At 37.4% G+C, this 15382-nt stretch carries 15 protein-coding genes; 2 read left to right on the top strand and 13 right to left on the bottom strand.

Features of this window, described 5'->3' with window-relative positions; genetic code table 11:
* The first annotated feature begins 234 nt into the window (after positions 1-234).
* Positions 235-837, top strand: coding sequence for a YdeI/OmpD-associated family protein (locus R2Q77_RS11375; RefSeq protein WP_316803859.1), 603 nt, complete (start codon positions 235-237; stop codon positions 835-837).
* Between the two features lie 2073 nt (positions 838-2910).
* Here R2Q77_RS11375 and R2Q77_RS11370 read toward each other — a convergent pair.
* From R2Q77_RS11370 to R2Q77_RS11335, 8 genes are all read right to left on the bottom strand, one after another.
* Positions 2911-3462 (bottom strand): C40 family peptidase, encoded by a 552-nt coding sequence (locus R2Q77_RS11370; protein WP_316803858.1) that lies wholly within the window; start codon positions 3460-3462, stop codon positions 2911-2913.
* 114 nt (positions 3463-3576) lie between these two features.
* Entirely contained in the window at positions 3577-3939 is a 363-nt protein-coding gene (locus R2Q77_RS11365) for a DUF4870 domain-containing protein (protein ID WP_316803857.1), read from the bottom strand.
* Positions 3940-4030: 91 nt separating this feature from the next.
* Positions 4031-4732, bottom strand: coding sequence for an SDR family oxidoreductase (locus R2Q77_RS11360; protein WP_316803856.1), 702 nt, complete (start codon positions 4730-4732; stop codon positions 4031-4033).
* 33 nt (positions 4733-4765) lie between these two features.
* A complete protein-coding gene (locus R2Q77_RS11355; RefSeq protein ID WP_316803855.1) occupies positions 4766-6550 on the bottom strand; it encodes an aromatic amino acid hydroxylase in 1785 nt (594 codons plus the stop codon).
* 185 nt (positions 6551-6735) lie between these two features.
* Positions 6736-7245, bottom strand: a complete 510-nt coding sequence (locus tag R2Q77_RS11350; protein ID WP_316803854.1) for a GtrA family protein — start codon at positions 7243-7245, stop codon at positions 6736-6738.
* A gap of 160 nt (positions 7246-7405) precedes the next feature.
* Positions 7406-7792, bottom strand: coding sequence for a GreA/GreB family elongation factor (locus R2Q77_RS11345; RefSeq protein WP_316803853.1), 387 nt, complete (start codon positions 7790-7792; stop codon positions 7406-7408).
* A gap of 494 nt (positions 7793-8286) precedes the next feature.
* Positions 8287-9807 (bottom strand): catalase, encoded by a 1521-nt coding sequence (locus R2Q77_RS11340; RefSeq protein ID WP_316803852.1) that lies wholly within the window; start codon positions 9805-9807, stop codon positions 8287-8289.
* A 134-nt stretch (positions 9808-9941) separates the two neighbouring features.
* On the bottom strand, positions 9942-10628 hold the full coding sequence (locus R2Q77_RS11335) for a CAP domain-containing protein (protein WP_316803851.1): 687 nt from the start codon (positions 10626-10628) through the stop codon (positions 9942-9944).
* Positions 10629-10767: 139 nt separating this feature from the next.
* Here R2Q77_RS11335 and R2Q77_RS11330 point away from each other — a divergent pair, with 139 nt between their 5' ends.
* Positions 10768-11970 (top strand): SH3 domain-containing C40 family peptidase, encoded by a 1203-nt coding sequence (locus tag R2Q77_RS11330; RefSeq protein ID WP_316803850.1) that lies wholly within the window; start codon positions 10768-10770, stop codon positions 11968-11970.
* A gap of 76 nt (positions 11971-12046) precedes the next feature.
* On the opposite strand, the gene R2Q77_RS11325 is transcribed toward R2Q77_RS11330, so the two are convergent.
* The 5 genes from R2Q77_RS11325 to R2Q77_RS11305 form a co-directional block, all read right to left on the bottom strand.
* Positions 12047-12811 carry an SDR family NAD(P)-dependent oxidoreductase gene (locus R2Q77_RS11325; RefSeq protein ID WP_316803849.1) on the bottom strand — a complete coding sequence of 255 codons (765 nt, stop codon included), beginning with the start codon at positions 12809-12811 and terminating at the stop codon, positions 12047-12049.
* A gap of 86 nt (positions 12812-12897) precedes the next feature.
* Positions 12898-13305: an AraC family transcriptional regulator gene (locus R2Q77_RS11320; RefSeq protein WP_316803848.1), complete on the bottom strand. Its 408-nt coding sequence runs from the start codon at positions 13303-13305 to the stop codon at positions 12898-12900.
* A gap of 104 nt (positions 13306-13409) precedes the next feature.
* Positions 13410-14261, bottom strand: coding sequence for a ThuA domain-containing protein (locus tag R2Q77_RS11315; RefSeq protein ID WP_316803847.1), 852 nt, complete (start codon positions 14259-14261; stop codon positions 13410-13412).
* A gap of 22 nt (positions 14262-14283) precedes the next feature.
* Positions 14284-14772 (bottom strand): DUF6252 family protein, encoded by a 489-nt coding sequence (locus R2Q77_RS11310; RefSeq protein ID WP_316803846.1) that lies wholly within the window; start codon positions 14770-14772, stop codon positions 14284-14286.
* 101 nt (positions 14773-14873) lie between these two features.
* Positions 14874-15362 (bottom strand): DUF6252 family protein, encoded by a 489-nt coding sequence (locus R2Q77_RS11305; protein WP_316803845.1) that lies wholly within the window; start codon positions 15360-15362, stop codon positions 14874-14876.
* Positions 15363-15382 lie beyond the last annotated feature (20 nt).

Raw genomic sequence — 15382 nt, 5'->3', positions numbered from 1 at the left:
CAAGAGGCTTTTATGACCCGTTTGACGATAGGAGATTAGGTTACCTTAGTTTCTTAAGAAGGTGTTATGATCTTCTAATCTTGTTGAGTAGCAATCGTAATATTCAAAATGAGTTTAAAGTCAATTTGAGGGTAAGTGCTTTTAAAAAGATAATCAATATCTTAAATAAAGATATAAAAATTGATCTTATCAAATTGAAGAGTTCAGGAAATATAATATGGTAATTTTGTAGTTATGCACAACATTGTTCAAATAGATCAGTACATTGTAAATGCCGCCGAATTTGCAATTCCAATATTAACACATTTAAGGAAATTGGTTCATCAGGCCGATGCCCGCGTGGAAGAAAAGATAAAATGGGGAATGCCTTTTTTTGATTTTAAAGGAACCGTTTGCCATATGGCTGCATTTAAAAATCATTGCGCATTTGGATTTTGGAAAGGGGCAATAATGGAAGATCATTATAAAATTTTTAAAGAACGTACGGAAGCGATGGGCTGGTTGGGACAAATCAGGTCTTTTTCTGATCTTCCTGCGGATGAAATTATAATTGCTTATATTCAGCAGGCCATTCAACTAAATGAAGAAGGGAAAAAACTCCCTCCAAAGCCTAAAACTATTAAGACAGAAGTTATAGTGCCTCAATACTTTCTGGAAGAATTACAAAAAGATCCGGTAGCATTAAGTGTTTTTCAAAATTTTAGTCCCTCTAATAAAAAAGAATATGTGGCCTGGCTTGAAGAAGCCAAAACAGAAACTACAAAGCAAAAACGGCTGGAAACAGCAGTAGAGTGGATAGGTGAGGGGAAAACCCGGATGTGGAAATATAAAAAGTAATTTAAGGGTTGGATTTTGTTTATGTTTTTATTTTCATCAATGAGCTCGCAGAAATGCTCGGTTTTGCTTCTTTGGTTGCCCCCGCGGCTAGCGGCTGGATCATATTGTCTTGGCCAGACGGGCTTTTTTCTTTTTCTTGATAAAAAGAAACAAAAATCAAGGCTTGCATCCTTTCTTGAATAGCATCATCAGAATTCTGATGGCGGTAATATGAGGCTTAGGCCATTTCACAATGCCTACGCCCGCTGCATATTCCCTTGGTTATTCGGAATATCAAAGTTTCTGCAAGAATTCTAATATGCTCTCCTACGAAATGCTGCTATGCCGGATGCGTGCTTGGGTTAGAGAAGTGAAAAATTTAAGGTTTGTTTAGCATGATGTTGCGATTACCATTTCCACCCAGTAAGGCCATATCACTATTTCTCCGTTCAGCTTTAAACCGGCATGGTCAATGTTTCGGTAAGCACTAAATAAGCTTTAATAATGACTTTAACAGAAAGATTGCGAGCCGGCAACTTTGCTTCTTTGGTTGCCCAAAGAAGAGAAGCCCTCGCGGCCAGCGGATAGTATTGTCTTGGTCAGACGGGCTTTTTTCTTTTTCTTGATAAAAAGAAACAAAAATCAAGGCTTGCATCCTTTCTTGAATAGCAGCATCAGAATTCTGATGGCGGTAATATGAGGCTTAGCCCTTTTCACAATGCCTACGCCCGCTGCATATTCCCTTGGTTATTCGGGATATCAAAGTTTCTGCAAGAATTCTAATATGCTCTCCTACGAAATGCTGCTATGCCGGAGGTGTGCTTGGGTTAGAGACGTGAAAATTTAAGGTTTGTTTAGCTTGATGTAGGAATTGCTATTTATGCCCAGTAAGGCCAAATCACTATTTATCCGTTCAGCTTTTAAACCGGCATGGTCAATGTTTCGGTTGGCACTGGGTCAGCGTTACCACTAACTTTAACAGAAAGATTTGAGCCGGCAACTTTGCTACTTTGGTTACCCAAAGAAAAGAAGCCCCGCGGCGAGCGGATAGTATTGTCTTAGCCAGACGGGCTTTTTTCTTTTTCTTGATAAAAAGAAACAAAAATCAAGGCTTGCATCCTTTCTTGAATAGCAACATCAGAATTCCAATAGCGGTAATATGAGGCTTAGCCCTTTTCACAATGCCTACGCCCGCTGCATATTCCCTTGGTTATTCGCAACATCAAAGTTTCTGCAAGAATTCTAATATGCTCTCCTACGAAATGCTGCTATGCCGGAGGCGTGCTTGGGTTAGAGAAGTGAAAAATTTAAGGTTTGTTTAGCTGATGTAGGAATTGCTATTTATGCCCAGTAAGGCCAAATCACTATTTCTCCGTTCAGCTTTTAAACCGGCATGGTCAATGTTTCGGTAAGCACTAAATAAGCCTTAATAATGACTTTAAAAGAAAGATTGCGAGCCGGCAACTTTGCTTCTTTGGTTGCCCAAAGAAGAGAAGCCCCCGCGGCGAGCGGATAGTATTGTCTTAGCCAGACGGGCTTTTTTCTTTTTCTTGATAAAAAGAAACAAAAATCAAGGCTTGCATCCTTTCTTGAATAGCATCATCAGAATTCTGATGGCGGTAATATGAGGCTTAGCCCTTTTCACAATGCCTACGCCCGCTGCATATTCCCTTGGTTATTCGGGGGATATCAAAGTTTCTGCAAGAATTCTAATGTGCTTTTCTACGAAATGCTGCTATGCCGGATGCGTGCTTGGGTTAGAGACGTGAAAATTTAAGGTTTGTTTAGCTTGATGTAGGAATTGCTATTTATGCCCAGTAAGGCCAAATCACTATTTCTCCGTTCGGCTTTTAAACCGGCATGGTCAATGTTTCGGTTGGCACTGGGTCAGCGTTACCACTAACTTTAACAGAAAGATTTCGAGCCGGCAACTTTGCTACTTTGGTTGCCCAAAGAAAAGAAGCCCCCGCGGCGAGCGGATAGCTAATATAATCTTCGACTAAAAAGCTTCGTGCCTTTAACAAAAGTATACCTAAGTCTCCAATAAAATCAATAATAATTCGAACTATGCTAAATATGATGTTCGGTTTCTGATTAAAGGATAGATACCACTTTCATAAAACGACTTTTGTAATAATCATTAAATTCAGTAATGGTTACTCCATGTGCCTTGCCGGAAGTAGAATGGATAAATTTAATCCCATCTGGATCTATTGAATAGACTATACCAACATGCCCAATTCTCCTTACTCGTGGGTTTGAGCCTGTGAAGATTAATACATCACCAACTTTAATATTTTCCAGCGTAGTTTCTTTTCCTGCACTGCTAAATTCTACCGATGAACGAGGCACCTTAAAGCCGAAATTACCAAATACATAACTCACAAAACCAGAGCAATCGAAACCAATTTTAGGGTTGCTTGTGGCATAGTGATATGGAATACCCAGCATGGATTTAGCAAAATCAATTAATGTGGCAGAGTTTGTGTTTGAGCTTGTAACTGATGACAAATCTTTACTGCTCTTAGGTAAGTTAGCAAGAAGTCTTTTAACAACTTCCTGATATTGAATCGGTAGAATGGTTTGTGCTTTTCCTGCTGTTGCAGACAAAATGAAAAACAAAATTGCAACTAATATTTTCTTCATATGTTGGCGCCAAATATAGAAAAAATATTTTAAGTGAATTAAAATGTTGATAATGAGTTTAAACACAAAAGCCTGAGCTTATGCCCAGGCTTTTAAATATTTTTTTAGATTAAATTAGATCGATGGGAACATCGTTTGCGCTTTCTCACCAATTAATGGTAAAGGCTTTCTTTGACTGTTGCTTGCACTAACAGCACCTATAATTACAAAAACGATATAGACTAAATAAATTACATAACTTAAATAGGCCAAAATAACGCTCGGAATTATCATAATAATTATTGTTAAAGCAATATTAATTACAATAATAGATAGATGAAGTAAAAGTGATTGACGCAAATGATAAGTAGACAAGGCTGTTTTATTGTCTTTATACATTGCAAAATAAGAGATTAACCAACCAATAAGCGTAATGTAGCTAACAATTGCAGCGCTTTTACCGTCGTCTGTTGTAATGATGTTGTTGTTTGTTTCCATATATTTAGATTTTAGTTTTCCTATCCGATTAGAGAATAAAGAGTTTAGGTTTATCTAAGTAATGAAAAAAAAACTGTAATCAAAAATTTATTTATGGTGTTGTTACTGCAACGGGCAGTATTTTTCCGTTAAAAAATTTATTTCCTGTTTTTGCAAAATCTGCCACATATTTACCCATTTCAAAAGCCATAACCGGACTTTGATAGCCTGGAAACGCCGCTTCAAGCATTTCTGTTTGGGCTGAGCCCAATGCCAGACAGTTTACTTTAATCCCCGTTTCGGCCAGTTCAAATGCCAAACATTCGGTTAAAGTATGCAGTGCAGCTTTACTTGAAGAGTAAGCAGATAGTCCCGGAAATTTAACACTTCCCTGAAAACCACCCATACTGCCTATATTTACAATGTGACTGCCCCCGTGCATTAATGGCAAGGTATTTTGTATCATCCTGAAGTGACTGATGACATTACTCTGCAGCATTTCACCTAAATCTGTTTCTGTTGTTTCTAAAAATGGTTTGTTAATTAACGAACCCGCATTATTAATTAAGATGTCTATTTTACCCAAGCGCTCCTTTAAAAATGGAACTAAGGCCGCATAATCATCATTTACAATATCAAATTCTACCGGCAGGATGGTGCAATCGGGATTAATGCCCTTCGCTATTTCTAAAAGTTTACGTAGTTTATCTGCTGAGCGCGCAATGGCAACAATTTTGTTTTCTTTATGTAAGCTAAATTCTAAAGCCGTTTCAAAACCTATTCCGCTACTGGCACCAGTTATTATAATATTCATTTTGTATTGTCGTAAATTAAATGCGAGGCAAATTTAGTCATTTTCAATAACCAACTGGCTAACCGGATTTTTAATTACATGAAGCCCATCGTTTATTAGTTTAGTATGATCGGCTTCTTTTCCTGCCTTAATCTCCAGGTAAACTGTAATTTCTTTTTCCAACTGATGGTATTGTTTTTTATGGAAAATAATTTCAAGTATTTCCAAGGCACAAAGCCAATCTTTTCTGTGTTTCGTTTTAAGCTCATCAAAAATAGCAAGAAGCTGATCCAATCTTTCACCGCTTTTTCTAATCTCCCTTACAGTTTTATAGAGGTTATGTAATTGAAGCGTTTTTTCGTCATAGTTGTTTTGATGTGTTTTAGCCTGACTTATTAAAGAAATTTCCTCATAAGCATCTTTGTCAGCAGCACCATTATAAACAGAGACGATTTTTTCGCCAACAGCCATATCGTATATGCCCCATTCGGGCTTAAATAAGTAGTTTCCATTACTTTCGATAACCGTACAATCTGTAAAAGCAATTAACACCACCTGATCATTTTCTACAGTGATGTCTTTGATTTTTCCACTAACTTTAATTCCACTTTCAAAAATAAGTTCTGCTTTTTCTCCGGTAATTATTCCAGCAGCTTGTAGATCTGCCGAAGTATAATTTTCCAGAGGTTTAGCATGGTGTTTTAATTTTCCAACAGGAGAGGAGAAGCCGTCTGCATGATATTCTTTCCCATGTCCGGGAAGTTGTTTATTTGCAAAAGCAAGAGCTGATGAACCGGTTGTTTTAATGAAAGTAAGTCCATCCACGGTGTTTACGCCAATGTCGGTAAAAATGCCGCTAACTTGTAATCCCGAACTGTAAACGGCTGTTGCTACATTTTTACAAGCAATGGCTTTCATAATGCTTTCGGTGCCACCCCGCCTGAAAGCCATGGTATTTGCAAATTCCTCTAAAACATCAATCAGGTTTTGGAAGGTTTCAGTTACAAAAAGCTGCGGTTGCGGTTTGGTAATGTCATACTGATAATTTAAGGTATCAATATTATACCACAATTTTTCTACATCGCTCTGCATACAACTTGCGCTTTCACCAATAGATGATAATAAACCCGCACCATAAATTTTTGGGTCTTCTAATGTGCCAATTAAGCCATATTCAACGGTCCACCAGTGTAACCGACCTAATAAAGCCATTTCTGACGGTTCACCCATATTTTCGCTGATGTAGCGAAGTTCTTTCTCCGCTTTTGCAATATCTGCTTCTTTAGCATCAGCAGCTTCCTTTAAAATGGAAAGTTTTCTGATGGCTTCATAAAGCTCAAAATCTTTGGCAGAAAACATGGCCTTTGCACCAATGGAGCCAAAGTAACTTAAATAATTATTGTAATCTGTATCAGCAATTATGGGCGCATGACCTGCACTTTCGTGTATAATATCAGGCGCCGGTGTATATTCTATATGATTAATCTGGCGGATATCAGCCGCAATAACCAATACCCGATAGGCCTGGTATTCCATAAAAGCGGCAGGAGGGATAAATCCATCAACAGTAACGGCACCCCATCCAATTTTGCCCAAATTATCGTTCATGGTCTGCAAATCAGGAATATACTCAATGCTTAACCCTGCCCGGTTTAAACCCTTTATATACGGATAGTAAGCCACATTTTTGAGGTAACTATAGTTCTGGCGCATAACATAACGCCAAACGGCCTGGTCTATCGGGGTGTATTTTTCGTAATTCTGCGCAACAATAAATTGCTTTAAATGCCTCGGCAATTTAGCAACCTGTGCGTTGCCAAAATCATTAAAATCGCTCATATCATGAAAATAAGTTGGTCGGCAGCTAAGTTATGATGTTGCTTTTATCTAAGCAAATAAAGCAGCCGCATTAATTAACATACCGATGTAAATAAACATTTAACGCAACTGTTTAGGCAAGGCCATTAAAGTTTGGTTATAGAATGTAGAAACAACAAAAGCGTTTTAATTGTGTAGGAAAATGGTTAAGACCGGGGTTTTGTTTTTTTCTCCCGCTTGGCTACCTTTTTAACACTAAAAGTAAAGTAATGCTGATACAGATAACTAAAGCCAGCAATTAATACAGTAACAATTACCCTTGAAACGGTAGGGTAAATGTGTAAAATCTCTGCAAAGAACTTAAGCAGAATGGTGGTTAGCAGGATATTTATGAAGTTTAAATTTAAGAAGCGGAGCAGCTGAGTTCTTCCGCGCACCTCACTGTGGGTAAAAATAACATAGCGGTTCATCAGGAAACTGTAAGGAATAACCACTGCAAAATCTACAATAAGCGCTGCGGTATCACGTTTTAAAACAATATTTAGAATGCCTATTTCGGGTTGCGTAAAAATATATTTAAAAGCAATGGCATATACTAATATTCCTAATGCGGCAGAACTACCCCCGGTAACCAGGTAACGGAAATTATGCTGCGAAATATATTTTTTAAATGGTGGATGGAAAAAATCGATGAAGGCTAAAATTGCATTACGCATTGTTTAAACTGGTGCTTTAGTATATTTTGGTGCAATTTACCAATTAAATTTTTATGTGGTTGCATCCCTGAATTTAGATTTGTTATTATTGAGCCTGCCGAAGATTATTAAATCTGGTTAAATCGTTTCGACAGGCTCAATGTAACTGTTTATGATGGTTTTAGGCGGCAGAAAGTTTTTTAACATTTAGTATTTTAAACTCTTTAATTCCATCGGGCATTTCCCAGTTAATAATGTCTCCGGTTTGATAGCCAAAGAGCGCGATGCTGATGGGGGCAAAAACAGATACTCTCTGACTTTTAATATCAGCCATTCCCGGTTCAACAATTTTAAAGGTAAATTCCTGTTTATTGTCCGTATTAATAATTTTAGCTTCAGTGTTTAAGCAAACCACATCTTCAGGCAGTTCGTCATCATTAAATATTGTAGCTTCTTTAATTTCTGCCATCAATTTTTCTTTATTGTAATTGCTGAGGGCGGATTTCTCCAAGTGTGTGTTTAAAAACTTGTAATCACTTTTGGATAACAAAATAGATTTCTTGTTCATGGTATATATTTTTAAATAATAAAATGAAAGTATAATTGCGTTTTGAAAAAAACACATAAGGCAAAGCCGGCGGAGGTTTATCCCCCGGAGTTAAAAAAAGAATAATCTAACCGGGGCTTAATTAATAAAGTCTTTACTGGAAATTTGGAAGCTGAAACCTAATGAATAGTTTTCTCCATAAAATCGGCGAAACACAGCAAAATCCTGATCCTTTATGATAAAGGCCCAAATGGGGTTGGTAAACAGGTTTTTATAATTTTGCATATAAACAAATGTGCAGTTCATTTATGGAAAAACAAAGTATAACCACATAAATGATACATTTATGATAAATGCAGAAATTAAACCATAAGATGTATGTTGAAGGTTATTAGAGAAAAAGAAGTAATACTACGTCCCAGAATTTCTTTTAGCTGTATTTATACCTGCTTATTCTTTGACTGGGTTAATCAAAAAAAGCCCGGTTGATTAACCGGGCTTTTTTGTGATTTAAATTATTTATTTGTTGCTTTATGTGCCGGATCCGGGTGAACCATGCCTTCCATTGCCTGATCAAGGTTTAAATCAAGTCCTTTTGCAATTGCAAGCCCTAAGCCCATATCAGCCCTGAACCAATGGCACAACTGGCGGTTAACAATTTCATCTTTCTTCGCTCCATTAATGCCTCCCATAGCACCTACAATATTTTTTACAGTATTTTCTTTAGCTTGTGGATCCATTAAACGGTAAAGATTTCCTGGTTGGGTATAATGATCGTTTTCGCCTTCAGCATTACGATCGTAATTGTCTGCCAGTAATGAGTCTAATGGCCATGCCGGCTGGTCGTAACTTTGGTCCACTTCAATGTCATCAAAACTATTAGGGAAATAATTAGGTGCTGAACCACCATTTCCGTCAATGCGCATTTGTCCGTCGCGTTGATAGTTGTTGGTCATATACGGGCAGCGGTTTACAGGGATTTGCTCGTAATTACCACCTAAACGGTAACGTTGTGCATCCGGGTAAGATAAAATTCGTCCCTGTAACATTTTATCTGGTGAATAATAAATGCCATCAACTACGTGCGCAGGTGCAAAAGCAGCTTGTTCTACATGGGCAAAATAATTATCCGGATTTTGATTTAATTCCAACTCCCCAACTTCAATTAAAGGATAATCACCGTGTGGCCAAACTTTAGTTAAATCAAAAGGGTTTAAATGGTAATTCTTCGCTTCTTCAAAAGGCATAATCTGAACAGATAAAGTCCATTTTGGAAATTCGCCTCTTTCAATGGCTTCGAATAAATCGCGTTGTGCATGATCCGGATCCTGTGCTTTCATATCTACCGCTTCATCATTGGTGAAATTCTGAATGCCCTGTTTGGTTTTAAAGTGAAATTTCACATAAAAACGTTCATGTTGCTCATTATAGAAAGAGAAAGTGTGGCTGCCAAAACCATCCATGTGGCGGTAAGAAAATGGCGTTCCCCTATCGCTCATTAAAATTAAAACCTGGTGTAAGCTTTCGGGATTTAAACTCCAGAAATCCCACATCATGGTTGGACTTTTTGTATTGGTTTGTGGATCGCGCTTCTGTGTGTGAATAAAATCACCAAACTTTTTAGGGTCTTTTACAAAGAAAACGGGCGTATTGTTTCCTACTAAATCCCAGTTGCCATCTTCCGTATAAAATTTTAGTGCAAAACCCCTTGGATCACGTTCACTATCGGCCGAGCCCTTTTCTCCACCAACAGTAGAAAAACGCAAAAAGGTTTTGGTTTGCTTGCCAATTTCTGAGAAGAGCTTGGCTTTAGTATATTTAGTAATGTCGTGCGTAACCGTAAAAGTACCATAAGCGCCAGAGCCTTTCGCATGTACCACACGCTCAGGGATACGTTCGCGGTTAAAGTGAAACATTTTTTCATGTAAAATGAAATCCTGTACTAATATTGGTCCTCTTGGACCAACTGTCATGCTATCTTCGTTATTCGCATACGGAATGCCAGATGCGCTTGTTAGTTTTTTCTTTTCGCTCATGTTTATGTTTTTATTAGTGTTTTGCGATTATAAAAATCAGGTTATTTTAGTTAGCACGCAAACTGTTATTTTCTATCTCTACATAGATATTATTGATATAGTTTTAAACAATTTCCAATTAAATTTAACTATTATTATTGGTTGCGGGCGTAAAAATTTGGTTGCGCAACAAAATCAATAACTGTACAATAATTAAACGAAGGATGTGGCTGAATGTTTACGCCAACAGTATTTAATTTATATTTTTGATCCAGGATATTGTAGCGGTGCCCCAGGGCAGGAACACCACAATCTAAAAGCAGGTGGCAAACAATATCCAGGCTTTTTGAATAACCAAAATCTATGTTCTCGCTCATGGCTTTATTGGGGAAGTACTTCGATAAACGTTTAGAAAATTTTTCGCCATTACTGCTTTCATGTGTATCGCTGTTGTTTCGGTTTAAATCCATCGCATGGCTTTTGCTTAAAGAAGTTAATTTCTCATCCGGATAGAAAAGCGGAAGATTTTTAATGCCTTTCAGGTTTTTGAGCAGGGAGAGATAATATGGATTGTTCCCGGCGATTTTAAGCTCGTTGTAATTTCTGTACTTTTTAACGTTGGCATTATAAGCATTAATATAATCTTCCAAAAAAGTGTAATAAAACTTTTCCCCATCTAAACGGATGAGGTTCATGTATAAAATAACGTTCTTTTCCTCCGTGCTGAGGTAGTTTGCTTTTTCAGCCGTATTGGCCTTTTTAATTTCTGCATCCGTCCAGTCCTGAGCAAATGCTGGGTAAGTAAAGGTGATGAGAATCAGAATAAGAAAATGGCGCAACATGATTGTTTTTTATGCATAACGCAATTTAAAACTATTTATTTTTTCAAGTTTGGTTTTAACACAAGATCCCCGTAAGCAATTAGTTACAGCAACTTAAAGCTGCTGAACTTAGATTATGTGTATTTTAGCTTCTGTAATTATGAAAAAAATATTTATTGTTTTCTTGTGCCTGCTTTACTGTTTTGGCCTCAAAGCACAAACAGATACCACTTTAATTAAAACAATTGCCAAACAGGTTCAAAAGGAATATGCACCAGATAAGCGCAGCATTTATTTTAATGTTCGTATTAAAGATGATAGCGTTCTGGTAGAAAGCACTTCAGAAAAAGCTTTACAGGAATTTAATAAGCGAACAAAAGAGCTCCCAGGATTAAAAGGCACCACGCAGTTATTGCCTTCTACATTGTTAAACGGATATGAATATGGATTGGCAAATCTATCCGTTTGCAACAACAGGGCTTTTCCTCAAAATTCGGCAGAAATGATGACGCAAATGATTTTAGGCACACCGGTGCAGGTTTTGAAAAAACAAGCAGGTTATTACTTAGTTCGTACCCCTGATGGCTATATTTCCTGGACTGATGGTGCTGCTGTAAGTTTAATGGATAAACAAGGCTTTGAGCATTGGAAAAGTGCTAAAAGGATTATTTATATAGCAGATTTTGGACATGCTTTCTCGAAGCCCAATTTGGGGTCAGATCGCGTTTCTGATTTGGTGAAGGGTAATATTTTAGTTTTAGGCGGCGAGGAAAAAGGTTTTTATAAAGTGGTTTTTCCCGATCAGCGGTTGGGTTACATTAAAAAACAGGAAGCCATGGTGCTTTCTGATTGGGAAAAAAGGGCTAATCCCGCTGCAGATGCCATTTTAGCAACAGCCAAAACACTAATAGGCGTGCCATATTTGTGGGGCGGTACTTCAATAAAAGGAGTGGATTGTAGTGGTTTTACAAAAACAAGTTACTTTTTAAATGGCATCATTATTCCACGTGATGCATCGCAACAAGCTTTAATTGGAAAGGAAATTGATGTTTTGGAAAACGATACCATTAGCGTGGCTAAATGCCTTAAAAATTTATTACCAGGCGATTTAATGTTCTTTTCAGCTGCAAAACGCAGAGGCATAAGTGGCGGCAGGGTTACGCATACAGCTATTTACATGGGCAATGGAATATTTATACAGGCGGCTGGTATGGTTAGAGTTAATAGCATTGTACCCAGTGCAGCAAACTATGATGAACACCAAACGCTTACCTTGGTAGGTGCGCGAAGGCTGCTTACGGAAATTGGTCAGCCCGAAATTACCCGGGTAGATCAACATGAGTGGTATGGAACCAGGTTGTAAATGGCTGGCCGTGAATGTGAAAAATTTTTATAAAACACAAAAGGCATTAAATTTAATGCCTTTTGTGTTTTTTTGGTTATAAAAACATACCGCCCGATGCCTCAATGCGTTGTGCATTAATCCATCTTGCTTCTTCGGTACATAAAAAAGCAACCAAACCACCAATATCATCAGGTACACCTGCACGGCCCAAAGCGGTTTGTGCCGAAATCATTTTGTTTAGTTGTTCGTTATCGCGAACCGCACCGCCGCTAAAATCGGTTTCTATTGCTCCAGGTGCTACAATATTAGATCTGATGCCTCTTGCTCCCAATTCTTTAGCCTGATACTTTGTTAAAGTTTCCATAGCGCCTTTCATTGATGCGTAAGCTGCATATCCAGGTAAGCTGAATCTTGCTAAACCGGTTGAAATATTAATAATGCCGCCACCATCATTTAATAGCGCTAATGCTTTCTGTGTTAAAAAGAAAGGCCCTTTAAAGTGAATGTTTACTAAGTTATCAAACTGTTCTTCAGTGGTTTCTGCAAATGATGCGTGGGTACCAACTCCTGCATTATTTACCAGGAAATCTATTTTATCTGCGTTAAAAGCTGATTTTAGAAGGGACTTAACTTCGGTAAAAAAAGTATCAAAAGATGTGGCATCGTTTACACTCAATTGTAAAGCAGCAGCATTTACACCTAATTTTTTAATTTCTGCGACAGTATTTTCGGCGTCTTCTTTTTTCGATTGATAAGTTACAATCACATCAATACCCTTAGCTGCGATTTTTAAAGCCGCATTTTTTCCCAACCCGCGGCTACCACCGGTGATCAGGGCAATTTTATTTTGTGTTTCCATTTTCTATTAATTTGATAAACAAAGGTATGTCCAAATTAAGGATTAAAATGGTGAGTAGTTAAGTTAAAATGGTGACAGTTTAAGTTTTATATGGTGACAACTTCCTTTTTTTGTGCTAAAGATTGGAAATAAGCTTCACGATATTGTTTTGGAGTTTGCCCCGAGAAATGTTTAAAGAATTTAGTGAAATTTGATGGGTCATAAGTAAGAATCCTTGCAATTTCTGAAATGGGCATACTTACGTTTTGCAACATGGATTTTGAAATATCCATTAACCGCTCTTCGAAAAAAAAGCATGGAGAATGCCCTGTGGCCGATTTAATCGTATTACTTAGATGTGTTGGATGAACATGGATAAGCGCTGCAAAATCTCTAACCTCAAACATCTCTGTGGCTCTGCCAGAAACAACATCGTCCAAATGTTTATCCAATTCTTTCAAAAAATCTGCTGCAATTTCGTGTTGACGGGCAAAAAACTTCTGTGGAATTTTCATATCAGTGATTATGGACTTTAAACAAATATAATATTCAAAGAAAAAAACAGGGAATATGTTGGCGCATTTGGGCTTTTGTGACTAAATGATTACCTATTCGTATATTAATTAATTCTTTTCCCTGTACCAAGCCAGATTAATGCATTCATAATCATTCTGTTTTGGATCTTGTTATCAAAGGTATACGATAGTGTTTTGTTGGTTTTATCAAATTTGTGCTCGTAATCAATATCGTTGTGCCCCATATTTACATAAAGCATTTTATAGTTTTTATTGGTCCAAACAACGGGGTAATAACCATTGCGCCAAATTTCATGTTCTTTGGGTCCGGTTCCTAATGGAAAGCTTGTTGAATCTATGGAAAGTAAAATATCAATATCTGGGTTCTTCCTTAAATCATTTTGCCACCTGTACCATTCGTTTGGTTGTGCTTTAAATGTTTTGGGCAGACTTTTAGTCACCGGATGTTTTCTGTTTTCTACTTTTAATGTAGCCGAAGTAGGCCGCCAGGTATTACTGCCATAAGCTCCAGAAGCCAAAAAAATGTTATGGTACCAATCCCAGTTTGTATCGTAAGCAGACTTTTCCAATGCAAAAGCCGAAAAATGAAAGCCCATCCAACCACCGCCATTTTCCATGTATTTTCGAAAAGCTTCACGCTGGGCAGGTTCTTCAGGGCGGGTATCTAAAAACAAAACCACCTTGTATTTCGACAGAAACCCGGCATTTAAATTACTCCAGTTTGCTGTAGAATCGTAACTGAAGTGATATTTTTTAGCCATTTCAGGAAACCATTTATTGGCTTCGTGTACATAACTAATATGTGCCTGATCGTTTTTAGCCGTGTAAAAAGCAATTACATTAAATTTTGTTTTTTGTGCTTGCTGCGCGAAAATAGCTAAGCATGAAAAAAGCATCAGGATAATGACTGTGGCAATTTTTTTAGAATGATTCATGTTCGGGTAATTTAGCTGTACGTTAAAATTTCATATAGTTTACAGAAAATTTACCCTCAGTAATTGTTTTTGAACTGCCACCGAAACTTGTTCCGATAAACTGGAAAGTACCTTTAATGTTTTTATCCGTTACGGAAATTACTTTTACAGTGCCGCTCTCCCCCATATAAGCCGCATTGTAAGGGTCGGTAGGCACGTCTATAAATGAGCAAATTGCCTCATCTTTTTCAATGGCGTAATCGCCTGCACCGTGATAATTATTCAGCATTAAGCTAAAGCCGGAGGCATTTTTCATGCCCATAATCTGCATCGTTAAATTTGGTGTAGTAGTATAGAGCTGGGCTGTTATAAGTGTGCTTTCGAACTGGATTTCATTGATTTTGCCACTTAAAGATTCGGTTTCAGGCAAGGGTTTGTTCCATTCAGTATGGTAGTTGATGTCTTTTTTACAGGCAGAAAATGATAAACAAAATATAGATAGGGTTAAAATAGAGAATTTGAATCTTTGCATGAGGTGCTTAATAGAGATTTGTTTTCCGAAGATATAATAAACTTTGAAAAATAAAACAGCCGCAGTTTACTAAACTGCGGCTGTATAATTTGAAAAAACAATTACATGGTTGAGTAGGCAAGGTTAAAACTGCCTTCTGTAACTGTTTTAGTGGTATTGATTTGAGAATCTTCATTTGGCGCAACAAAAGTAAACGTACCTTTAATATTGGTGCCGGTAGAGCTGGTAACAATAACACTTCCTGTTGATGACATAAATGAACCGCTTGGTGTTAAGTCCTGATTGTAAGATGCCTGAGCAAGATCATCAATACTATATACACCAGCACCTTTAAAATCATATATGGCCACTGTTATTATTTTATCTCCGTTTTTGCCTATAATGGTTAGTGTTTTACCCAAAGGACTTCCTGTTATTAACGTAGCCTGTGCTGTAAAGGCAGTATAAGTTCCATCAACTTTTGCACTCATTGCAGCATCAGCCACTATCGGTTTATCCCATTCAGGATGATAGTTGATGTCCTTTTTACAAGAAGTTAGTGCAATCGCAGCAACAAATACAAACAAGGCAAACGTTTTGAAAATTCTCATGATTACATCTTAAAAATCAA

Origin of the sequence: Pedobacter nototheniae, from assembly GCF_032678625.1 — a bacterium.
Taxonomy (GTDB): domain Bacteria; phylum Bacteroidota; class Bacteroidia; order Sphingobacteriales; family Sphingobacteriaceae; genus Pedobacter; species Pedobacter nototheniae_A.
Note: the sequence above shows the minus strand (reverse complement) of the source record. Positions and strands in the feature narration are given on the sequence as shown.